Below are 19,585 nucleotides of genomic sequence, written 5' to 3' on the forward strand. Positions count from 1 at the left end.
AAGAAGATCCCAGGGGTGCGTGGGCTTCCATACGCTGGCAGCCCACCAGCTAACATCGTCTTATGACGATGACATTGGGTTTTGATGATGGCGCTGCGGTGGGGGACCTGTCGGTGGCTGCGGCGTTCTTTCACGGCTTGTCGGATCCGTCGCGGCTGGCGATCCTGCAGCATCTGACGTTGGGCGAGCATCGGGTGCGTGATCTGACGGAGCATCTGGGGTTGGCGCAGTCGACGGTCAGTGCCCATCTGGCGTGCCTGCGGGAGTGCGGACTGGTGTCGTCGCGGCCGGAGGGACGCGCGTCGGTGTTCTCGCTGGTGGGCGCCCCGGAGTTGCTGGCCGTGCTGGCGGCCGCGGAGCGGCTGTTGGAGTCGACGGGGCAGGCGGTGGCGTTGTGCCCGAACTACGGAGTGGGCACCACCACGAATCCCACCCCTGAGCAGTTGAAGGCGCATGGGCCGGAGGGCCGGCGATGACCGGACCAGCGTTGAGCGCACGCGATCCTGAGGCAGGCGACGCCTGCGAGAGCGCGTGCGGGTGCGAGGCCTCACCCGGCGCCGGCCGTGATGATGATGACGACGCGCCGGAGCGGTGGTGGCAGGTCCGCGACATCCAGCTCGGGCTGGCGTCAGGGGCGCTGCTGTTGGCCGGCTTCGTCGCTGGGTTGCTGGGCTGGGAGGCCGCCGGGCTGGTGTTGAGCGTCGCGGCGCTGCTGGTGGGGGCGTCGACGTTCGTGCCGGGGGCCTTGATTCGGTTGGCCCGCGGCAAGGTCGGCGTCGGGCTGCTGATGACCATCGGTGCCGTCGGGGCGACCGCCTTGGGGCAGATCGAGGAGGCCGCGATGCTGGCCTTCCTGTTCTCCCTGGCCGAGGGCCTGGAGGACTACTCGCTGGCCAAGACCCGACACGGGTTGAGGGCGCTGCTGGATCTGGTTCCGCGGGAGGCGACGGTCCGGCGCGGCGGCCGCGATGTGGTGGTGAGCCCCGACGACCTGGTGGTCGGGGACCGCATGATCGTCAAGCCCGGCGAGCGGGTGGCCACCGACGGCGACATCCGGGCCGGAAGGACGTCGGTGGACACATCCGCGATCACCGGCGAGTCGATGCCGGTCGAAGTGGGTCCCGGCGACCAGGTGTTCGCCGGTTCCATCAACGGCTCCGGCGTCCTCGAGGTCGACGTGACCGCCGCGGCCAGTGACAACTCCCTTGCCCGGATCGTGCACATCGTGGAGGCCGAGCAGTCCCGGAAGGGTGACACGCAGCGGCTGGCCGACCAGATCGCCAAGCCCCTGGTTCCGGGCATCCTGATCGCCGCCGCCCTCACCGTCGTCGCGGGCTTCCTGCTCGGGGAACCGGCGGTGTGGCTGCAGCGGGCCCTGGTGATGGTGGTGGCCGCATCCCCCTGTGCGTTGGCCATCTCGGTTCCGGTGACCGCGGTGGCGTCCATCGGCGCGGCGAGCCGTCGCGGGATCCTGGTCAAGGGGGGCGCCGCGCTGGAGAGCCTGGGCAAGGTCCGCACGATCGCCCTGGACAAGACCGGCACCCTGACCCGCAACCAGCCGGCGGTCATCGACGTAGCGTCCGCCGACGGCCACTCTCCCGCCGAAGTGCTGGGCTGGGCTGCCGCACTCGAGGCGCGCAGCGACCACCCATTGGCCCGCGCGATCCTGGCCGCCGTCGACGACGTGCGCCCAGCCGACGAGGTGACCGCCGAGGTCGGATCCGGACTCATCGGCAGCCTGGATGGGCGCGGCCTCAGGCTGGGACGCCCCGGCTGGATCGACCCCGGCCCGCTGACCGCGCGGGTGACGCGCATGCAGGACGCCGGCGCCACCGCGGTCGTCGTGGAGTTGGACGGTGCCGCCGTCGGGGCGATCTCCGTCCGCGACGAACTGCGCCCCGAAGCCGCTGAGGTCGTGGCGCAACTCCGCACCGACGGCTACACGGTGGTGATGCTGACCGGCGACAACGACGCCACCGCCCGCGCCATCGCCGCGGAGGCGGGGATCGGCGAGGTGTACGCCGAGCTGCGCCCCGAGGACAAGTCGACGATCATCGACCGTCTCCGCAGAACCGGACCCACCGCAATGGTCGGTGACGGCGTCAACGACGCCCCAGCGCTCGCCACCGCAGACGTCGGGATCGCGATGGGGGCGATGGGCAGCGACGTGGCCATCGAAACCGCCGACGTCGCGCTCATGGGCGACGACCTGCGGCTGCTGCCCCACGCGCTCGACCACTCCCGAGGCACCCGCCGCATCATGCTCCAGAACGTGATCCTCTCCATCGCCCTCATCACGATCCTCATCCCGCTCGGGCTGTTCGGGGTGCTGGGCCTGGCCGCGGTCGTCCTGGTCCACGAGGTTGCCGAGGTGTTCGTGATCGGCAACGGCATCCGGGCCGGCCGCACCACCGCCCTCGCCCCGATTGGCGCCCCCGCCCACCTGACAGAACCGGAGTTCGCCCGAGCATGAGCGAGACCCACGACCACGCCCACGCGAATCCGGCCACCAACCGGACCCGGCTCGCGATCGCCTTCGGCATCACCGCCACCATCCTCATCGCCGAGGTCATCGGCGCATGGTGGACCAACAGCCTCGCCCTCCTCGTCGACGCCGGCCACATGCTCACCGACGCCTCCGGCCTGCTGATGGCGCTGATCGCCGCCTCCCTGACGCTCCGCCCGCCAACACCGGAGCGGACCTGGGGATACCGCCGCGCCGAGGTACTGGCCGCCGGCGCCCAGTCGGCGATCCTCCTCGCCGTCGGGATATACGCCTTCATCGAAGGCGCTCGCCGGCTCTTCGACCCGGCAGAGGTCACCGCCGGCGGTCTGCTCGTGTTCGGCATCGTCGGACTCGTCGGCAACATCATCGCCATGCTCGTCCTCAGCACGGGCCGCTCCGCGAACCTCAACATGCGCGCCGCGTTCCTCGAAGTGGTCAACGACGCCCTCGGATCCGTCGCCGTCATCATCAGCGCGATCATCATCTCGCTCACCGGCTGGACCCGGATCGACGCCATCGCCGGCATGTTGATCGCCGCCCTGATCGTCCCCCGCGCGATCACCATCCTCAGAGAAGCCGGCGGGATCCTGCTCGAATCCACCCCCACAGGTCTGAACCTCGACGACGTCCGCCGGCACATTCTTCAGGTCCCACACGTGATCGGGGTGCACGACCTGCACGCCTCCACCATCGCCACAGGCCTGCCGGTCCTGACCGCCCACGTCGTGGTCGACGAGAACTGCTTCACACAAGGCCACGTCTCCCAGAAGCTACGAGACCTCCACACCTGCGTCGCCGAACACTTCGACGTCAGCGTCGAACACTCCACGTTCCAGATCGAGCCACCTTCTCACAGCGCCCTGGAACGCTCCGCGCACCATTGAGAAGCGGTCCCCCACGGAAACTGGGCCCGGCCGCTACTGTCGCTACACCCTCAGCCGGAGAGAAGGCACCATGCCGACCCGTTCCATCCTTCTGTTCGTCGTCGCTGCGTTCTTCGAGATCGGCGGTGCCTGGCTGGTCTGGCAAGGGGTGCGTGAGCACAAGGGCTGGGTCTGGATCGGCGCCGGGGTGATCGCTCTCGGCCTCTACGGGCTGGTTGCCACCCACCAACCCGACGCCAACTTCGGACGGATCCTGGCCGCCTACGGCGGCGTGTTCGTGGCCGGCTCGCTCGCCTGGGGCATGATCGTCGACGGGTTCCGCCCCGACCGGTGGGACATCGTCGGCGCCCTCGTCTGCCTGGCCGGCGTGGCGGTCATCATGTACGCGCCACGGCCGGCGTGAGCGCCGGCGATCACCCAACACCCTGTAGCACCCACCAGGTCGTGGCAGGACTGTGCCCGATGCCGGCCGCGGGGGGTCACTTCAGGCGGGTGGTGACCTCGTCGAGGAGTTCCTGGGGGTCGAGCCACATGGAGGGGTAGTTGCCGTACCAGCGTTGGACGCCGTCGCCGTCGATGAGGACGAAGCCATGCCCGGGCATCCCGGGGTGCATGCCTTTGTCGAGGACGTCGTAGGCCTTGGACACGGTTCCGTCGTCGAGGAGGTAGGGGGTGGTGACGTCGAACTGCTGCATGTCGGGCAGGATCTGCTCGGCGCTGTTCATGACGATGGGCAGCACCTCGATGCCGGCTGCGGCGAATCCGGGGTTCTTCTCGATCTCGGCCATCTGCATGGTGCACGACGCGCAGCCGGCGCCTTCGTTGAAGTAGATCAGCACCGGGTTGGGGCGCAGGTCGCTGAGGGTGACCGTGGTGCCGGCGGTGGTGGTGAGGGTGAAGTCGGGGGCGAGTCGCTGGGTGTCGCCCTGCTCGGGGCGTGCTGTCCAGAGGCCGTAGCCGACGACGGCCAGCACGGCCACGACGACCAGCGCTCCGAGGCTGCGGGTCCAGGTGCGGCGACTCCTGTCGCGTTGCGTCTCGGCCTGCTGCCGGGCCTTGAGTTGCTCGCGCCGCGAGGTCGGGGGGGTCGTGCTCGTCATCGGGGCTCCTGGGAGGGGGCGGTCGGCGCGCCTGATTCGACAGGCGCGGCGGTAGGGGTGGGGTCGGTGTCGCAGCAGTCATGCCCGGTCGCGGGCTGTTGGTGCCTGCGGCGGTCGCGGAGGGTGGCTACGACGAACACCGCCACCAGCGCGAGCAGCGCGAGGCCGAGGAGGGCTTCGGGGATGGGGGCGGTGATCGCGATCAGTCCGGCGAAGACGTCGGAGAGCCAGGCGCCCATGCCCACGAGGGGGGCGTCGGCGCCGGTCATCTCGGTGGCGCCGGCTTGGCCGATCACGAGGATGCCCATGATCACGAACCCGACGGCGACCACCAGGTTGACGGTGTTGGTGGCCAGCGTGAAGCGGCCCAGGTTGATGCGGATCGGCTTGGCGCGGAGGCGGCGCATCCTTTCGGGGCGCTTGTCCCACAGCAGCGCCATCACGAACAGCGGGATCACCATCCCGAACACGTAGGCCAGGCCGAGCACCAGCCCGCCGACGGGTGAGCCGGACAGCGCGGACAGGGTCATCACCCCGGCCAGGACCGGTGCGCAGCAGCTGGAGGCGATGCCGGAGAACACGCCGAGGCTGAAGAAGGTGGCGGTGTCGCCGCGGGCGGTGTCCGGGGCCCGGAGGAACGAGGGCATCGACCACATCGCCCCCGACAGCGCGAGCAGGCCGAGCCCGATCATCAACAGGCCACCGGCCCAGTACAGGACGACGTGGTACTTGGCGATGGCGCCGGCGATCAGGCTGACGCCCATGGTGATCGGGACCAGGACCAGCGCCAGGCCGGCGGCGAACACGAAGGTGAGCGGGATCAGTCTCCAGCGTCGGTTCTTCGCCGCTGCCGCGAGGTAGCTGGGGGCGAGGAACACGATGCAGCACGGCGCGAACAGCGCGACGCCGCCGGCGAGGAACGCCGCCAGGATGCCGCCGGCGCTGAGGAGGTCGGCGCCCATCAGCGGGCACCCAGGTGGTCGACCAGCCGTGCCAGTTTGCCGCGCGGGATCCGGCCGTCGTGGAAGTAGCGGCCCGCCACCAGGGTCAGCGGGAACATGCCCGGGCGGTGCTCGGCGATCAGGGCCTCACCCTCAGGGGATTCCGCCTGGATCGTCGTGAGCCGGAGCAGACCGGCGCGGTCGAGGGAGCCGAGGCGCTGGTGGGCGTCGTCGCAGAAGTGGCAGGCGGGCGCGGTGACCAGGGTGACGTCCACCACGTCGGTCGGGATAGCCGCCAGGGCAGGTGCCGGGATCTCGTTCACCCTTCCAGACTCAACCCTCCAGATCAGGGAACGGTTCAGGCCGGGTCAAGGTTCGGCCAAGAACACTCCCCCAGCCCTGTGAGGGGGTGGGTTCGCGGGCGCACGTGTGCCAATAATGGGCATATGGCTGAGCCCCGCAGGTCGAGTGTGCTGGTGATCGACGACGAGCGCCCGCTGGCCGGGATCGTCGCCTCCTACCTCACCAAGGCCGGTTTCGACACCGCCCTGGCCTACACCGGCCCTGACGGGGTCCGCTCAGCGCAGGAACTCGATCCCGACGTGATCATTCTTGACCTGGGTCTGCCCGGCATCGACGGCATCGAGGTCTGCCGCCAGGTCCGCCTGTTCTCCGACTGCTACATCCTGATGCTGACCGCCCGCGCCGACGAGGTGGACAAGCTGATCGGCCTGTCGGTGGGCGCCGACGACTACCTGACCAAGCCGTTCAGCCCCCGCGAACTCGTGGCCCGCGTCAACACCGTCCTCAGGCGTCCCCGTCGCCCGGACGACCGTGCGGTGGTGGCGCTACCGCCGCGCGAGTTCGGGCGGTTGCGGGTGGACGCGGAGGGCCGCGACGTGTGGGTCGACGACCAGCAGGTGGGTTTGACGCGCACCGAGTTCGACATCCTCGACGCCCTGTCGGCCCGACCCAACGTGGCATTGAGCCGGCGGCAGATCATCGACGCCGTGTGGGGCGCGGGCTGGGTCGGCGACGACCACGTCGTCGACGTCCACGTGGCGAACCTGCGCAAGAAGCTCGACGACCCGCCCGCGGAACCCCGGTACATCCTCACCGTCCGCGGCGTCGGATACCGGATGGGACCAGGATCATGACCAGACTGCGCGGCTACGTGGGCCGGATGCGGTGGGGCACCCGCACCTTCCTCACCCAGGCGCTGGTGGTGGCCGTCGGTGTGATCACCGCCGCCCTGGTCGCGATGGTTGTCGGGCCTCCGCTGTTCCACGATCATCTGCAGCAACTGGGACTCGCGGACGGCACCGCCGAGATGGGACACGTGGAGCAGGCCTTCCTCGACGCCGGCGTACGGTCCCTGGGCATCGGGCTGGTGGTGGCGCTCGCGCTGGCCATCGGCCTGGCCTGGCTCGAGACCAGGCGGCTGCGCCGCCCACTCGAACAACTCACCGCGACCGCCGCCCAGCTGGAGGCCGGCGACTACACCGCCCGCGTCCCCCAGACCGCAACCAGCCCGGAGTTCAACGCCGTCGCCGACGCGTTCAACGACATGGCCAGCCGCCTGGACTCCACCGAAGCCAGCCGACGCCGACTGCTCTCCGATGTGGCGCACGAGCTCCGCACCCCTCTGGCAACCCTGACCGCTGAGTTGGAGGCCGTGATCGACGATGTGGTCCCCTGGGACCGCGACAGCCAGCAGCTGCTCGTCCTCCAGGCAGCCCGGCTCAAGAAGATCGCTTCCGACCTGGACGACGTGTCCCGCGCCGAGGAGGGCCGGTTCACCCTCGACACCCAGACCCAGCCGGTGTGGGATCTCATCGAGCCCGCCGTCGCCTCCGTCGCCACCCGATACGCGGCCAAGGGCGTGGCGTTGTCTGCGGATTCGGACCCGGGCTCCGTGGCAGCCGATCCGCAGCGGGTGGGTCAGGTCCTGGGCAACCTCCTGGACAATGCGCTGCGGCACACCCCCACCGGCGGGATCGTGCACATCAGCGCCCGCGAGTCCAGGGACGAGGTGGTGATCACGGTCACCGACACCGGCGACGGCCTCACCCCGGAGCAGCTCTCGAAGGTGTTCGACCGGTTCTACCGCGCCGACACGGCCCGGGCCCGCGATGCGGGCGGTTCCGGGATCGGGCTGACCATCGCCCGCAGCCTCGCCCTGGCCCACGGAGGCTCACTTGCCGCAACCAGCCCCGGCCCCGGACACGGCTCGACGTTCATCCTCACCCTCCCTACCGCCACCGCCACCGCGCCAGAAGCGGAGCGGGTCTTGATCGATTCTTGACCCTCCATGGGTTGGATTGCGGGCTGAGGGTTCATAGCCTCGGAATCAAGGACCGGCGACAGGCGTCGGCCAGGAACGGAGCACGAACATATGTCACGCACGAAGCGGATCACCGCCACGCTGGCGGGGCTGGTCCTGACGGCCACCCTGTCGGCCTGCGCAGACCAGGGCGCCACTCCCCCGGCCGCGACCACCACTCCGACCAGCAGCACCTCCGCCACAGCAACGGCGTCGGCTAGCGCCTCCTCGGACGTCGCCACTGACCACAGCGAGCAGGACACGACCTTCTCGCAGATGATGATCATCCATCACGAGGGCGCCATCGAAATGTCCCAGCTGGCGATCGAGCGCGCCGAATCCCCCGAGGTCGTCGCGATAGCCGAGCGGATCGCCGAGGCCCAAGGCCCGGAGATCGAGGAGATGACCGCCTGGCTCAGCGCCTGGGGTGAAGACGTCTCCCCCGCCGGGCATGGCGGCATGGACATGGGCGGGATGGACATGAACGGCGTGAGCCAGGAGGAGATGATGACCCAACTCGACGGCATGTCCGGTGCCGACTTTGATCAGGCGTTCCTCGAGGCCATGATCGCCCACCACGAGGGCGCGATCGGGATGTCCGAGCAGCAGTTGGCCGACGGGCAGAACCCGGATGCTCTCCTGTTGGCGGAGAAGATCATCGCCGACCAGCAGACCGAGATCACCGAGATGCAGGACATGCTTAGCAGCCTCTGACCCCCATCCAGGCGGTCAGGCGACCGACAAGGGCCCCCATACAGCCGTCGTGGCTGGATGGGGGCCCTTGTTGCTGCCCGCAGGGGGCGCGAACGCCGTACCTGGCGGGTTAGGCGGCTGGGCTGCCGGCGAGATGCTCGGCGTCGAAGAGGTCCTGGCAGCGTCGGCAGCAGAAGTAGTACCGCTGGCCTTCAACGTCGCGGAACAAGCCGGCCGTCTCTGCGGTGGACTTCAGGGTGGTGGTCCCGCGGACAGTGCAGGTGACCAGTACGTCGCCTGGGCCGGCCACCACATCATGCTGACAGTGATGGCCCCCACCCTGACCGCCGCAGCAGCCTCCCTCCTGCTGGTTCCCGTGCTGGTGTCCATGCTCGTGATTGCACATGTGCTTGGTTTCCTTTCATTTCATTGTGGTGTTGATCATGGGGTGGGCGAGGCGCTGTGGTGCCCCTCGTGTTCCTCGGTGCCGGACGCGCTGGCGGAGGCCGCCGGTGACGGCGTGTCTGGTTGGTTGGGGGTGGCGGGGTTGAACAGTGGCCCGATCACGAACGCGGACAGGGCGAACAGGGCGGTGAACACCGCGACCCCGATAGCGGGGGCCTTCCAGGTGCCGAACCGGCGATGCAGCCGTCGCAGCAGCGGGATGCTCAACGCCAATCCGACCACGTAGAGCAGCGTGTTGCCGAGGAACCCGGTCAGGACCGCGGCCCCGGCCAGAAACCCGATGTGATGCATCACGTGCGGCGCCAATCCCATCAGCGCACCGACGGTGGCCCTGGCGCCTGCCCACAGGGCACCCCAGAACCCGCGACCACCCCTCACGGCGGTGGCCGGCTCGGTGATCGTCTCCATGCTGTTCACCTCCCGACCGGGTGCGGGCTGGGGAGAGCCGATTCGGCGCCGGCCGGGGCATCTGAGACCGCAGCGTCGGCGGGGCGGAAGGCATCGTGGAGGATCAGGGCGGCGCCGAGGATGATGCTGGCGATGCCGATCAGCTGCGCCTCGGTGAGGCCGAGCAGGACATGTGGGTTGATCCGGACGACCTCGGCGAGCAGGCGGGCCGCGCCGCTGAGCAGCAGGTAGGACCCGAACACGGCCACCGGCCGCAACCGGCGACCCAGCGCCCACAAGATGCCGGCGATCAGGATCGCGCCGGCGGCCTCATACAGCTGGACGGGATGCACCGGCACGTCGACCGGCACCACCCCGTTGGGGAACGCCATCCCCCAGGGCAGATCGGTGGGTGTGCCGTAGGTGCCGTCGCCGGCGAGGAAGCAGCCGATCCGGCCGATGCCGTAGGCCACCGACAGCGGGGCCGCCATCGCGCCCGCCACCCGTCCAAGTGGGAGGTCGTGGCGTCGGGTCATCACGATCACCGCGATCGACCCCGCGATCAGGCCGCCGTACCAGACGAACCCCGAGCCGCCGAGCAGGTGCCAACTGAGGTTGTCCCAGTTCGCGATCAGGTAGTACACCTTGGCGCCGGCGAATCCCCACACCGTGGCCCACAAGGCGATCGAGTGCGCCAAGTCCTTGTCGTAGCCGATCCGCGTGAACGCTCGACCCAGCAGATACGCGCCGACCAGCAGCGCCAGCGCTTTACTCAGCCCATAGGACTGGATCCCTACACCGAATATCGAGAACACCTCAGGCCACACAGCCCACTCCCATCGTCAAAGAAGTTCCAGGCGCGCGACGTGACCGCGCGGCCCCTCAGTGCCCAGTCTCAACCGGTCACCTCAAGCAACGAACAGGACCCGGACAAGGTTTGGTCAAGATCCCCGTCCCCAGCCCGGACGAGGTGTCGCGGCCTTAAGGCCCGGAATCTTGACCGAAGCCTGACCCCATGACGGTGACTTCCGCACTGGAGCGTGCCTACCCTGATGACCTACCCCTTGGGGGTGTCGTGGCGCCGCCACGGGTCACCCGACACCACGGCTCGGGTCGTTGAGGAATGGACCTCTGTGGCGGTCGGGCGAAGCCCACTCGCGGGCGCTTGGCAAAGTCACAGGATGCGAAGGCGGTGATCGACATGGGTTCAAGCGACCCCTCCTCTGATGACGTTCGAGCGGATGTGGTCCTCGAAGGGACCGCGATCTCCAAGACCTACCGGCAGGGGCTGTGGCCGTTCGTGCGGCGCAACCATGTGCTCGACGGTGTGTCCCTGTCGCTGAGCCGCGGCGAGGTCGTCGGGCTGGTCGGGGAGAACGGATCGGGCAAGTCGACGCTCATGCAGATCCTGGTCGGGGCGTTGGCAGCCGACGCCGGCGCCGTGGAGGTACAGGGGGCCTTGGGGTACTGTCCGCAGCGTCCGGTGGTGTTCGAGCGACTGACCTGCGATGAGCATTTCGAGCTGTTCGCTGTGGCCTACGGGATGAGCCGGGATCAGCGGCTCCGGTCGCAGGGAACCTTGTACGAGGAACTTGACTTCGGGCGATACGCGCACGAGCGGGAGGACCGGCTCTCCGGGGGCACCATGGCGAAACTGAATCTTGCCCTGGCTCATCTTGCCCTGGCTCTGCTACCGGACCCGGCGGTGCTGCTGCTGGACGAGCCGTACGCCGGGTTCGATTGGGACACCTATCTCCGGTTCTGGGAGCTCGTCGCGGGCGGGCGCTCATCCGGTCGGGCAGTGCTGGTGATCAGTCATTTCATCGCCGACGAGGCACGGTTCGACCGCATCATCGAGCTGCGTGACGGGAAGGCGACCCGGAAATGACCGCGGTCGGGGTGCTGACCCGCCGATTCCTCCTGGACTACGTCCGCAACCCGGTGAACCTGGTGGTCCTGATTCTGATCCCGGTCGTGTTCGTGTTGGTGGCCGCGGAACCGATGGCCGACGCCGCGAAACTGCTGGGCGGTACTGGCCGGGCAGTGGAGACCGCGACCACCGGCTGGGCCGCCGCGTTCCTGGCGGCGCTGGCGATGTTCTTCCAGGTCGGCCAGTCGAGATCGGCGGACCGTCGGCTGGTTCTGGCGGGCCTCCTCGCCCCGGCCCTCGTGGTCGCCAGAATGTCGACCGGCCTGCTGATCGCGGTGCTGGCCTCGGCGGCGGCCTTGGCGACGCTGTTTCTCCGCGGCGGGGTCGACGATCCTCTCCGGGTCGCGGCCGGCACGCTCATGTTCGCCGTCATCTACGTCGGGATCGGCGCCGCGGTCGGATCGGTCGTCACGGACCAGGTCAACGGCACGGTGGTGATCCTGCTCGTCTGGATCCTCGACGTGTTCTTCGGGCCGGCGCTCACCTCGCCCGACCGGGTGGAGATCACCCGGTGGATGCCCACCCACTTCGTCACACTGTGGATGGTGGACCTGCCCTCGGGCCACGGGGGAAACCTCGGAGACCTCGCCATCGCATTGGTGTGGGTCGGCGGGGCGCTCCTGGCCAGCGGACTGCTCCTCGCGCGCGACACGCAACGTCCGACGCCCGGACGGATCGCGTCGACCGGGCTGGGCGGGGCAAGCCGGGAAGAGCTTCCGGATGGGGATGCGGCAGTACCGACGCGACCCAGCCCTCTGGGTCCTCCTCGTGACGGTGCCGGTGATCTTCATCTGGATGTCGAGACTGATCACCGAAGAGCGGTTCTCCGTGATGCGCGTGATCGACGGCGGGCAGGAGGTCGACATGCGGTTCTGGCTGCCTGACACGCACGCCGGAACCATGGCGCCGATCGCGGTGGCCTCGCTGGCCGCAGTCGCGGGGCTCTTCATCGCCCTCAACAACCGGGATGGGGATCGCCGCCTGGTCCAGCCGGGATGCGCCGATCCGCCCTGCTGGTCGGCCGCTTCGGGGAGGTCGCCGCCGCGGTCCTCGTTGCCGCGGCCGCATCCCTGAAAATCACGGCCATGGTGTTCCCGGCCCGTCAATGGGCGGGATTTCATCACCGGCACCTTACTGATCGGAGCCGTCTACGCACTGCTGGGGATGTGCCTCGGATTCCTCCTCGGACGCGTCACCGGAGTACTGATCGCATTCGTCATCCCCTTCCTGGACCTCGGCATCACGCAGAGCCCGATGCTGCGGCTGGAACCACCCGGCGCCGCAGCGTTCCCCCGGCTACGGGCCCTACCGCGTCCTCATCGACACCGGCCTCACCGAGACCTTCGACGAAACGGGGGGACTCCTCATCGCCGCGTTCTGGATCCTCGGGCTCACCACAGTCGTCGCGGTCATGTTCAGCGCCCGCACAAGCACCACAAAACCGATGCCCATAGCGAAGCATGCACGGCTCAACACCGGTCTTGCCTAGAACTTGACCACACCCAGACCGGTTCCGGACACAGCCCGGGGCACCATCGACATGGAGACGCGAAACCGACCAGAGAAGCGAGGGTGATCCGACGTGACGACGATGACACAGACCACCTACGGGGTGCGTGGGCTCAGCTGCTGGCGCTGCATGATCAGCGCCGTCGACGCAGTGCGGGCACTGCCCGGGGTGCACACCGTCGGGATGGAGCTGGAGCCGCACGGCGAGTCGCTGTTGACCTTGGCCCCGGCCGGTGCCGTGACCTGCGACCAGGTCCGGGCAACCCTCGACCGCTCCGGGTTCGAGCTGACCCGACGCCGGCGCCGCCCACGATCCCGCCGACACGCCACCACCACAGCCTCGGTAGATGGTGGCCCGGAAATCTTGACCGAAGCCTGACCTCCTCTGGGTCGTTTCCGGACCTCCCCGGGTCTACCCTCGATGTATACCCCCCCAGGGTAATGGGTGGGAGTCGAGAAGAAGTGGAGATTTGTGATGCTCTGGCTGGTCATAGGTGGGGCGGTGGTCCTGACCGGGCTGCTGTTGTGGTTCTTCTTCGGCCCGAAACGGGCCGGGAAAGTCCGCATCGAGGACGGTGTTCAGGTGGTCGATGTGACCGTCGACGGGGGCTACAACCCCGGTGTGATCGAGGGGGTGCGTCCCGGGATGCCGGTGCGGATCATGTTCGACCGCCGAGAGGGCGGCGAGTGCACCTCGCGGGTGGTGATCCCGGACTTCAAGGTCAACGCGAGCCTTCCCGCGTACCGCACCACCGCCGTCGAGTTCACGCCCACCGAGGCCGGCGAGTTCCGGTTCGCCTGCGGCATGAACATGGTCTCCGGCCTGATCCGCGTCACCGGCGACCCCCACACCGCACCAGCCCCCACCTCCACCACACCGGAGCACCACGCGCAGGAAACCGCCTCCACGGCGGTGGCCGGTCTGTCCACCGGCGACGATGATGAGGCGGAGCGGGCCGCGGAGATCAGGGACCTGACCCGTCGGGTGATCATCGGCGCGATCCTCACCGCCCCGGCGCTGATCGCGGTGATGGCCGTCGAGCTGTTCGGCGCCACCTGGGTACCTGAGGTCCTGATGAGTCCGTGGCTGCAGTTGGCGTTGATCGCGCCGGTGATGCTGTGGTCGGGGTGGCCTATCCACCGCGTCGGGTGGCGGGCCTTGTCTCACCGCACCGCCGACATGAACTCGCTGATCACGCTGGGCACCGTCGCGGCGTTCGGCTACAGCTTGGTGGTCACCTTCGCCCCCGGCCTCCTGCCCGAGGAACTGCGCCAGGTGTACTTCGAAGCCGTCGGGGTGATCATCACCCTGATCCTGCTCGGCCGTCTCCTGGAAACCAAGGCCAAGGCCGGCACCGGTGAGGCGATCCGCAAGCTGATCGGTCTGCAGCCCCGCACCGCCCGCGTCCTACGCGACGACACCGAACTGGAGATCCCGGTCGAGGACGTCGTCGTCGGTGATGTGATCGTGATCCGCCCCGGGGAGAAGATGCCCGTCGACGGTGAGGTGATCCACGGATCCTCCGCTGTCGACGAGTCGATGGTGACCGGCGAATCCATCCCCGCGGCCAAGACCGTCGGCGACACCATCATCGGCGCCACCATCAACGCCACCGGCGCACTGCGCTACGTGGCCACCAAGGTCGGCTCCGACACCCTCCTCGCCCAAATCATCCGTCTGGTCCGTGAAGCCCAAGGCTCCAAGGCCCCCATCCAACGCCTCGTGGACAAGGTCTCCAGCTACTTCGTCCCGGTCGTCATCGTCATCGCGGTGTGGACCCTGGCGATCTGGCTGCTGGTGGGTCCCCCGCCGGTGTTCGTGTTTGCGCTCGTCGCCGCCGTCTCGGTCCTGATCATCGCCTGCCCCTGCGCTTTGGGGCTCGCGACCCCGATGTCCATCACGGTGGGCACCGGCAAGGGAGCCGAACACGGCATCCTGATCCGCTCCGCTGAAGCACTGGAAACCGCCCACAAGCTCGACGCGATCATCCTCGACAAGACCGGCACCATCACCAAGGGCGTGCCGACCCTCACCGACGTCGCCACCGTCGCAGCGTTCGACGAGGACCTGCTCCTCGGCTGGGTCGCCGCCATCGAGAACAGCTCCGAGCACCCCCTGGCGGCGGCGATCGTCACCGGCGCCACCGACCGCGGGCTCACCCTGGGCCAGGTCACCGACTTCGACTCCATCACCGGACAAGGCGTCCGCGGCCACGTCGACGGCCACGACGTCCTGATCGGCAACCGTCGGCTCCTGGAGGAGTCCGGTGTTGACCCCGACACGTTGCTGCCGCTGCATGACGCCTTGGCCTCCGGGGGGAAGACCCCGATGCTGGTGGCCGTCGACGGACTCCCAGCCGGGATCGTGGCCGTGGCCGACACCATCAAGGACGGCTCCCCGGCCGCCGTCGCAGCCCTCCAGGCACGCGGCATCGAGGTCATCATGATGACCGGCGACAACCGGGCCACCGCCGCCGCGATCGCCGCCCAGGTCGGGATCCCGCGCGTGGTCGCCGAAGTAATGCCCGCCCACAAGGCCGCCGAGGTCCGCCGACTCCAGGACGAAGGCAAGATCGTCGGGATGGTGGGCGACGGCATCAACGACGCCCCCGCCCTCGCACAGGCAGACGTCGGCTCCGCCATCGGCACCGGCACCGACGTGGCCATCGAATCCTCCGACATCACCCTGATCTCCGGCGCCCTCTTCGGGGTGGTCACCGCCGTCGACCTGTCCCGGGCCACCATGCGCAACATCAAACAGAACCTGGTGTTCGCGTTCCTCTACAACACCCTCGGCATCCCCATCGCCGCCGGTCTGCTCTACCCCGTCTTCGGGATCCTGCTCAGCCCCATCGTCGCCGCCGCAGCCATGGCGCTGTCCTCCCTGTCTGTGGTCACCAACGCCAACCGGCTCCGCCGCTGGGCACCCCACCCCATCGACGAGACCCCCACCACCGGCACCCCCGTCACCCCCGTCGTCGAAATCGGCGGCGAAACAACGACCACCCAGCACCACACAACCGGAAAGGACACCCCCATGTTCGGCAAGAAGACCACGGCCCAGATCGATCCCGTCTGCGGAATGAAGGTCAAGCCCGCCAGCGCCGCCGCCACCCGCACCATCGGCGAGACCACGATCTACTTCTGCTCCACCCACTGCGCCGAAGCCTTCGACGCCGACCCCGCCCGATACGGACACCCCCACGCCGCGGCCGAGCAACACCAAGAGCCCGCCCACACCCCCGCCCCGCACCACCACCACTAGGCGCCGAACCAGACCAGGTCCAGGACAATGACCAGCAACCCACAGCGTCAGGAACTCATCGGCCAACTCGCGGTGGTCGAAGGCCACATCCGTGGTATCGCCCGCATGGTCGACCAGGACGCGAACTGCATCGAGATCCTCACCCAGACCTCAGCAGTCACCGGCTCGCTGCGCTCAGTCGCCCTGGACCTGGTCGGCACCCACCTGCAGCACTGCCTCACCCAGGCCATCCAGTCAGCAGATCCCGCCTACCGGGACGCCAAGGTCAGCGAAGCCTCCATAGCCATCTCACGCCTGGTCCGCAGCTGAACCGTTCTTGATCAGAGGTTGACCAGTCGCGGACCTGATCTGAATCCGGACCGCGCACAGTGGAAGTAACACCCGAACGAGAGGAACCCGGCTCATGAGCCTCCACAGCCACCACCGCCCCACCGACACCGGACCCGACGCCCCACCCGCGGACACCGGACCCGCCAAGCAGCATCAAGGCCACGGTGGCCACATGTGGCACATGCTGCTTATGTGCCTGCCGTTGATCGGTTTCGGGCTGTGGTCCCTGTTCAGCGGAGGCGGCGCAGGCGCCCTGATCGGAGGCCTCCTCTGCGCTGGCATGATGCTGCTCATGCACGGTGGCCCAGGCTCCGGGCACCAACACTGAAACTTGGCCGCGGCGGAGGCTCCGACCCCACCACACAAACCAAGCGAACGCCCAAGGCAAGGGGGTACCAGTGACCAGAAGCGCCGCTCCCCACGGCATCCACCCGTCTGGTACCACGGCGGCACGACGACGGGACCTGCACACGGCATCTGTCCAGTCGGCCCACCCGTCCCAGGCGACCTCGCACGGAGAGCCTCCCTCGGCGATCGTGATCGGCGATCTGTGCATCGACGACAACACGGTGGGCAGGCAGGGCCTCGCCTCGACGTGGGGGTCACCGACGCTGTTCATCGCCCGACACCTTCGACTGGAGCATGGGCTGCGCCCCGTGGTCAGCGGCCCCTACGCCTCGGATCTCCTTCCACTCCTCGACGATTTCGGCTGCGACCGGGAACCCTCCGGCCAGCGCTCCTTGTCCTACAAGAACGTCGTCGAGCCGACCAGACGAACCGGCACCGAGCACGTCGCCGCCCAGCAACGAGTCCAGTACTGGCGCCCCGCCGACCGCCCACTCCAGCCCATCGCGTGCCAGCCTCTCGGGGGGTCCTTCGACCTGATCTACTTCTGCCCACTGGTCCCCGACCGTGATCGAGCCGACGACATCGGGACCATCGCCGCAGCACACCAGGACAGAATCGTCCGCGTGCTCCTGGCCCAAGGCCTGATGCGATCCAGCGGCCCCACGACCCATGACTTCTACCGGCAGGTTCTGCGTCGCGACATCGATGACGATGAGGCCGCGACGTGGTCCTGCTTCGACCTCGTCGTCTTCTCCGACGACGACCTGACCGACGCCCTCACCAAGGCCACACGCTGGTCAGCAAACGACGCCGCGCGGGACACCGGCTTCGTCGTCACCCAAGGACCACGCGGCGCCACCCTCTGCCACCACGGCACCGCAACACACATCCCGACGCAACCAGTCGCCGACGAACTGGCCCCCGTCGGGGCCGGCGACGTCTTCGGTGCCACCGTGGGACTCGAGTTCCACGCGGCACACGTCGCCGAAGGCATGGACAGATTCGCGGCACTGCTGCGAGCGGTGGCCAGGGCCGCCGACGCGGCCTCTACATACGTCGACTCGGGTTTGACCGCTCCTGTCCCGGAGAGCGTCAGCCTTGGGGGCCGGCGATGACAGCCCTGTTCGGGGAACTGCTGGTGACCCGTGCGAGGACCCACCGGCATGATCGATGGACCCGAACCCAGCTCGACACCTACCAACAGCGGATGTTGGCGCGTCTGCGCGACCATGCCTCCCACCACTCGCCCTTCTATGCCGACCAGCACCGCGGCATGCAATCCGCATCGCTGGCGCAGCTGCCGCCCTTGACCAAGACACAACTGATGGCGCAGTGGGACAGGCTGGTGACCGCCCCAGTGCTTCGCCTCGATTCGGTGACGCGACGGTTGCAGGATCTGGAATCCCTGGGTGGTGATCCCGGACAGCCCTGGCAGGGTCGGTGGTGGACAGCGGCCACCGCCGGTTCAACCGGACAACGGGGCGTCTTCGTGTGGAACCGTCGCGAATGGATCCGCTGTCAAGTGTCGGGTTTGATGGAGGCATCCAAGTCACGAAGGAGGGCATCGGATGCCAGCACTACGGAAGTATCCCGACGAGTTGCGTGAGCGGGCGATCCGGCTCACATTGGAGGCGAGGAAGGACCCGGCGTCACGGCCGGGGGCGATCCGCCGGATCGGGGAGCAGCTAGGGATCAACCCGGAGACGCTACGCGGCTGGGTGTCCCAGGCAGAGGTCGACGAGGGTACCCGGCCGGGCACCACGACCTCGGACGCGCAGCGGCTGGTTGAGCTTGAGCGGGAAGTGCGCGAGCTGCGTCGGGCCAACCACATCTTGAAGACCTCGGCGGCTTTCTTCGCGGCGGAGCTCGACCGCCCCAACCCCAGGTAGTCGCCTACATCGACGCCCATCGCCATGACGTGGTCGATGGGCGCGAGGTCGGGGTCGAGCCGATCTGTCAGGTCCTCACCGAGGCCGGCGCCAAGATCGCCCCGTCGACGTACTACTCCGCCCGGTCGCGGCCACCCTCGCCGCGCGCGGTGCGCGATGAGGAGTTGAGGGTCGAGATCGCCCGCGTGCACCGCGACAACTACGGCGTGTACGGGGTGCGCAAGGTCCATGCGCAGCTGGTTCGCGAGGGCATCGCCGGGCACGCCTGCCACCCGACGGGCTCCGGCCTGATCGCACGATGCACCACCCGTCGGCTGATGCGCGAGCTGGGGTTACGCGGCCTGATCCGCTCGAAGAGCCCCCGCACCACCCAGCCCGGCAACGGGCCGGACCTGCGCCCCGACCTGGTCGAGCGCCAGTTCCGCGCCGACACGCCGAACCAGCTGTGGGTCGCCGATATCACCTATGTGCGCACCTTCGCCGGCTGGGTCTACGTCTCCTTCGTCCTCGACGTGTTCTCCCGCCGCATCGTGGGCTGGCAGGTCTCCACCAGCTTGCGCACCGATCTGGCCCTCGACGCCCTCGAGATGGGCCTGTGGACCCGGGCCCGCGACGGACACGACACCAGCCAGCTCGTCCACCACTCCGACAGAGGAACCCAATACGTGGCCATCCGCTACACCGAACGGCTCGCCGAGGCAGGAGCAGTCGCCTCGGTCGGCTCCCGCGGCGACTCCTACGACAACGCCATGGCCGAGGCCCTCAACTCCCTGTTCAAGGGCGAACTCGTCCGCAATCGCGGCCCCTGGCGCTCGATCGACGACCTCGAGATCGCGGTGGTCGAATGGGTCCACTGGTACAACCATCGGCGCCTCCACGGAGAGATCGGCCTGATCCCACCCGTCGAATACGAGACCGCCCACTACAGCGCCAGAGCACACGCGACGGCCTGCACCCAGCCCTTCGACGAGCCCGAGCGTGCAATCCATGCCTCCATCAAAGCCGGAACTTGACA

At 68.5% G+C, this 19,585-nt stretch carries 22 protein-coding genes; 16 read left to right on the forward strand and 6 right to left on the reverse strand.

Translation table 11 applies throughout. The features are described 5' to 3' along the window. Nucleotides 1-62: 62 nt before the first annotated feature. The 4 genes from ACZK5D_RS13845 to ACZK5D_RS13860 all read left to right on the forward strand — a co-directional run bounded on the left by ACZK5D_RS13845 (nucleotide 63) and on the right by ACZK5D_RS13860 (nucleotide 3,793). On the forward strand, nucleotides 63-476 hold the full coding sequence (locus ACZK5D_RS13845) for an ArsR/SmtB family transcription factor (RefSeq protein ID WP_463613913.1): 414 nt from the start codon (nucleotides 63-65) through the stop codon (nucleotides 474-476). Next, nucleotides 473-2,473 (forward strand): heavy metal translocating P-type ATPase, encoded by a 2,001-nt coding sequence (locus ACZK5D_RS13850; protein ID WP_463665683.1) that lies wholly within the window; start codon nucleotides 473-475, stop codon nucleotides 2,471-2,473. Before ACZK5D_RS13845 ends, ACZK5D_RS13850 begins: the two co-directional genes overlap by 4 nt. Continuing rightward, complete coding sequence (locus ACZK5D_RS13855) at nucleotides 2,470-3,390, forward strand: cation diffusion facilitator family transporter (protein WP_463665684.1); 921 nt, start codon at nucleotides 2,470-2,472, stop codon at nucleotides 3,388-3,390. The genes ACZK5D_RS13850 and ACZK5D_RS13855 overlap by 4 nt, the downstream gene beginning before the upstream one ends. Before the next feature lie 70 nt (nucleotides 3,391-3,460). After that, nucleotides 3,461-3,793 (forward strand): YnfA family protein, encoded by a 333-nt coding sequence (locus ACZK5D_RS13860; protein WP_463665685.1) that lies wholly within the window; start codon nucleotides 3,461-3,463, stop codon nucleotides 3,791-3,793. A gap of 76 nt (nucleotides 3,794-3,869) precedes the next feature. Here the strand turns inward: ACZK5D_RS13860 and ACZK5D_RS13865 are convergent, their stop codons facing one another. Genes ACZK5D_RS13865 through ACZK5D_RS13875 form a run of 3 tightly spaced genes read right to left on the reverse strand, consistent with a single transcriptional unit; the run spans nucleotide 3,870 to nucleotide 5,754 of the window. Continuing rightward, nucleotides 3,870-4,490, reverse strand: a complete 621-nt coding sequence (locus tag ACZK5D_RS13865; RefSeq protein WP_463613909.1) for a peroxiredoxin family protein — start codon at nucleotides 4,488-4,490, stop codon at nucleotides 3,870-3,872. Continuing rightward, the gene (locus ACZK5D_RS13870) at nucleotides 4,487-5,452 is read right to left on the reverse strand and encodes a cytochrome c biogenesis CcdA family protein (protein WP_463613908.1); all 966 of its coding nucleotides are present in this window, start codon (nucleotides 5,450-5,452) and stop codon (nucleotides 4,487-4,489) included. The genes ACZK5D_RS13865 and ACZK5D_RS13870 overlap by 4 nt, the downstream gene beginning before the upstream one ends. Beyond that, entirely contained in the window at nucleotides 5,452-5,754 is a 303-nt protein-coding gene (locus ACZK5D_RS13875) for a hypothetical protein (protein ID WP_463665686.1), read from the reverse strand. The genes ACZK5D_RS13870 and ACZK5D_RS13875 overlap by 1 nt, the downstream gene beginning before the upstream one ends. A gap of 123 nt (nucleotides 5,755-5,877) precedes the next feature. Between ACZK5D_RS13875 and ACZK5D_RS13880 the strand changes: the two genes are divergently transcribed. From ACZK5D_RS13880 to ACZK5D_RS13890, 3 genes are all read left to right on the forward strand, one after another. Beyond that, nucleotides 5,878-6,588: a response regulator transcription factor gene (locus ACZK5D_RS13880; protein WP_463665687.1), complete on the forward strand. Its 711-nt coding sequence runs from the start codon at nucleotides 5,878-5,880 to the stop codon at nucleotides 6,586-6,588. Continuing rightward, a complete protein-coding gene (locus ACZK5D_RS13885; protein WP_463665688.1) occupies nucleotides 6,585-7,736 on the forward strand; it encodes a sensor histidine kinase in 1,152 nt (383 codons plus the stop codon). Before ACZK5D_RS13880 ends, ACZK5D_RS13885 begins: the two co-directional genes overlap by 4 nt. 90 nt (nucleotides 7,737-7,826) lie before the next feature. After that, nucleotides 7,827-8,468, forward strand: a complete 642-nt coding sequence (locus tag ACZK5D_RS13890) for a DUF305 domain-containing protein (protein WP_463665689.1) — start codon at nucleotides 7,827-7,829, stop codon at nucleotides 8,466-8,468. Between the two features lie 109 nt (nucleotides 8,469-8,577). Here the strand turns inward: ACZK5D_RS13890 and ACZK5D_RS13895 are convergent, their stop codons facing one another. The 3 genes from ACZK5D_RS13895 to ACZK5D_RS13905 all read right to left on the reverse strand — a co-directional run bounded on the left by ACZK5D_RS13895 (nucleotide 8,578) and on the right by ACZK5D_RS13905 (nucleotide 10,126). After that, entirely contained in the window at nucleotides 8,578-8,757 is a 180-nt protein-coding gene (locus tag ACZK5D_RS13895) for a hypothetical protein (protein WP_463665690.1), read from the reverse strand. Nucleotides 8,758-8,888: 131 nt separating this feature from the next. Next, the gene (locus ACZK5D_RS13900) at nucleotides 8,889-9,320 is read right to left on the reverse strand and encodes a hypothetical protein (protein ID WP_463665691.1); all 432 of its coding nucleotides are present in this window, start codon (nucleotides 9,318-9,320) and stop codon (nucleotides 8,889-8,891) included. A 5-nt stretch (nucleotides 9,321-9,325) separates the two neighbouring features. Further along, on the reverse strand, nucleotides 9,326-10,126 hold the full coding sequence (locus ACZK5D_RS13905) for a prolipoprotein diacylglyceryl transferase (RefSeq protein ID WP_463665692.1): 801 nt from the start codon (nucleotides 10,124-10,126) through the stop codon (nucleotides 9,326-9,328). 374 nt (nucleotides 10,127-10,500) lie between these two features. On the opposite strand from ACZK5D_RS13905, the gene ACZK5D_RS13910 reads away from it, so the two are divergent. The 9 genes from ACZK5D_RS13910 to ACZK5D_RS13950 all read left to right on the forward strand — a co-directional run bounded on the left by ACZK5D_RS13910 (nucleotide 10,501) and on the right by ACZK5D_RS13950 (nucleotide 19,583). Further along, complete coding sequence (locus ACZK5D_RS13910) at nucleotides 10,501-11,187, forward strand: ATP-binding cassette domain-containing protein (protein WP_463665705.1); 687 nt, start codon at nucleotides 10,501-10,503, stop codon at nucleotides 11,185-11,187. Next, a complete protein-coding gene (locus tag ACZK5D_RS13915) occupies nucleotides 11,184-12,113 on the forward strand; it encodes an ABC transporter permease (protein WP_463665693.1) in 930 nt (309 codons plus the stop codon). The genes ACZK5D_RS13910 and ACZK5D_RS13915 overlap by 4 nt, the downstream gene beginning before the upstream one ends. 698 nt (nucleotides 12,114-12,811) lie before the next feature. After that, nucleotides 12,812-13,117, forward strand: a complete 306-nt coding sequence (locus ACZK5D_RS13920) for a hypothetical protein (protein WP_463665694.1) — start codon at nucleotides 12,812-12,814, stop codon at nucleotides 13,115-13,117. Between the two features lie 96 nt (nucleotides 13,118-13,213). Continuing rightward, on the forward strand, nucleotides 13,214-16,003 hold the full coding sequence (locus ACZK5D_RS13925) for a heavy metal translocating P-type ATPase (RefSeq protein ID WP_463665695.1): 2,790 nt from the start codon (nucleotides 13,214-13,216) through the stop codon (nucleotides 16,001-16,003). A 27-nt stretch (nucleotides 16,004-16,030) separates the two neighbouring features. Continuing rightward, nucleotides 16,031-16,312 (forward strand): metal-sensitive transcriptional regulator, encoded by a 282-nt coding sequence (locus tag ACZK5D_RS13930; RefSeq protein ID WP_463665696.1) that lies wholly within the window; start codon nucleotides 16,031-16,033, stop codon nucleotides 16,310-16,312. A 94-nt stretch (nucleotides 16,313-16,406) separates the two neighbouring features. Continuing rightward, nucleotides 16,407-16,661, forward strand: a complete 255-nt coding sequence (locus tag ACZK5D_RS13935) for a hypothetical protein (RefSeq protein ID WP_463665697.1) — start codon at nucleotides 16,407-16,409, stop codon at nucleotides 16,659-16,661. 208 nt (nucleotides 16,662-16,869) lie between these two features. Beyond that, entirely contained in the window at nucleotides 16,870-17,796 is a 927-nt protein-coding gene (locus ACZK5D_RS13940) for a hypothetical protein (RefSeq protein ID WP_463665698.1), read from the forward strand. Continuing rightward, nucleotides 17,793-18,287 (forward strand): phenylacetate--CoA ligase family protein, encoded by a 495-nt coding sequence (locus tag ACZK5D_RS13945; RefSeq protein WP_463665699.1) that lies wholly within the window; start codon nucleotides 17,793-17,795, stop codon nucleotides 18,285-18,287. Before ACZK5D_RS13940 ends, ACZK5D_RS13945 begins: the two co-directional genes overlap by 4 nt. Next, nucleotides 18,250-19,583 (forward strand): IS3 family transposase gene (locus ACZK5D_RS13950; protein ID WP_463664529.1). Its coding sequence is split into 2 segments (ribosomal slippage): nucleotides 18,250-18,529 and nucleotides 18,529-19,583, totalling 1,335 coding nucleotides; the frame shifts between segments, so codons are not numbered across the junction. The genes ACZK5D_RS13945 and ACZK5D_RS13950 overlap by 38 nt, the downstream gene beginning before the upstream one ends. The last annotated feature ends 2 nt before the right edge of the window (nucleotides 19,584-19,585 follow it).

It is taken from the genome of Tessaracoccus yangjingae (assembly GCF_055326235.1).

Bases quoted from the DNA above. Each gene is read 5' to 3' on its own strand.
- ACZK5D_RS13890 (WP_463665689.1), top strand. From the start codon at position 7,827: ATGTCACGCACGAAGCGGATCACCGCCACGCTGGCGGGGCTGGTCCTG.
- ACZK5D_RS13930 (WP_463665696.1), top strand. From the start codon at position 16,031: ATGACCAGCAACCCACAGCGTCAGGAACTCATCGGCCAACTCGCGGTG.
- ACZK5D_RS13845 (WP_463613913.1), top strand. From the start codon at position 63: ATGACGATGACATTGGGTTTTGATGATGGCGCTGCGGTGGGGGACCTG.
- ACZK5D_RS13915 (WP_463665693.1), top strand. From the start codon at position 11,184: ATGACCGCGGTCGGGGTGCTGACCCGCCGATTCCTCCTGGACTACGTC.
- ACZK5D_RS13860 (WP_463665685.1), top strand. From the start codon at position 3,461: ATGCCGACCCGTTCCATCCTTCTGTTCGTCGTCGCTGCGTTCTTCGAG.
- ACZK5D_RS13865 (WP_463613909.1), bottom strand. From the start codon at position 4,490: ATGACGAGCACGACCCCCCCGACCTCGCGGCGCGAGCAACTCAAGGCC.
- ACZK5D_RS13925 (WP_463665695.1), top strand. From the start codon at position 13,214: ATGCTCTGGCTGGTCATAGGTGGGGCGGTGGTCCTGACCGGGCTGCTG.
- ACZK5D_RS13900 (WP_463665691.1), bottom strand. From the start codon at position 9,320: ATGGAGACGATCACCGAGCCGGCCACCGCCGTGAGGGGTGGTCGCGGG.
- ACZK5D_RS13910 (WP_463665705.1), top strand. From the start codon at position 10,501: ATGGGTTCAAGCGACCCCTCCTCTGATGACGTTCGAGCGGATGTGGTC.
- ACZK5D_RS13850 (WP_463665683.1), top strand. From the start codon at position 473: ATGACCGGACCAGCGTTGAGCGCACGCGATCCTGAGGCAGGCGACGCC.
- ACZK5D_RS13870 (WP_463613908.1), bottom strand. From the start codon at position 5,452: ATGGGCGCCGACCTCCTCAGCGCCGGCGGCATCCTGGCGGCGTTCCTC.
- ACZK5D_RS13935 (WP_463665697.1), top strand. From the start codon at position 16,407: ATGAGCCTCCACAGCCACCACCGCCCCACCGACACCGGACCCGACGCC.
- ACZK5D_RS13855 (WP_463665684.1), top strand. From the start codon at position 2,470: ATGAGCGAGACCCACGACCACGCCCACGCGAATCCGGCCACCAACCGG.
- ACZK5D_RS13885 (WP_463665688.1), top strand. From the start codon at position 6,585: ATGACCAGACTGCGCGGCTACGTGGGCCGGATGCGGTGGGGCACCCGC.
- ACZK5D_RS13945 (WP_463665699.1), top strand. From the start codon at position 17,793: ATGACAGCCCTGTTCGGGGAACTGCTGGTGACCCGTGCGAGGACCCAC.
- ACZK5D_RS13880 (WP_463665687.1), top strand. From the start codon at position 5,878: ATGGCTGAGCCCCGCAGGTCGAGTGTGCTGGTGATCGACGACGAGCGC.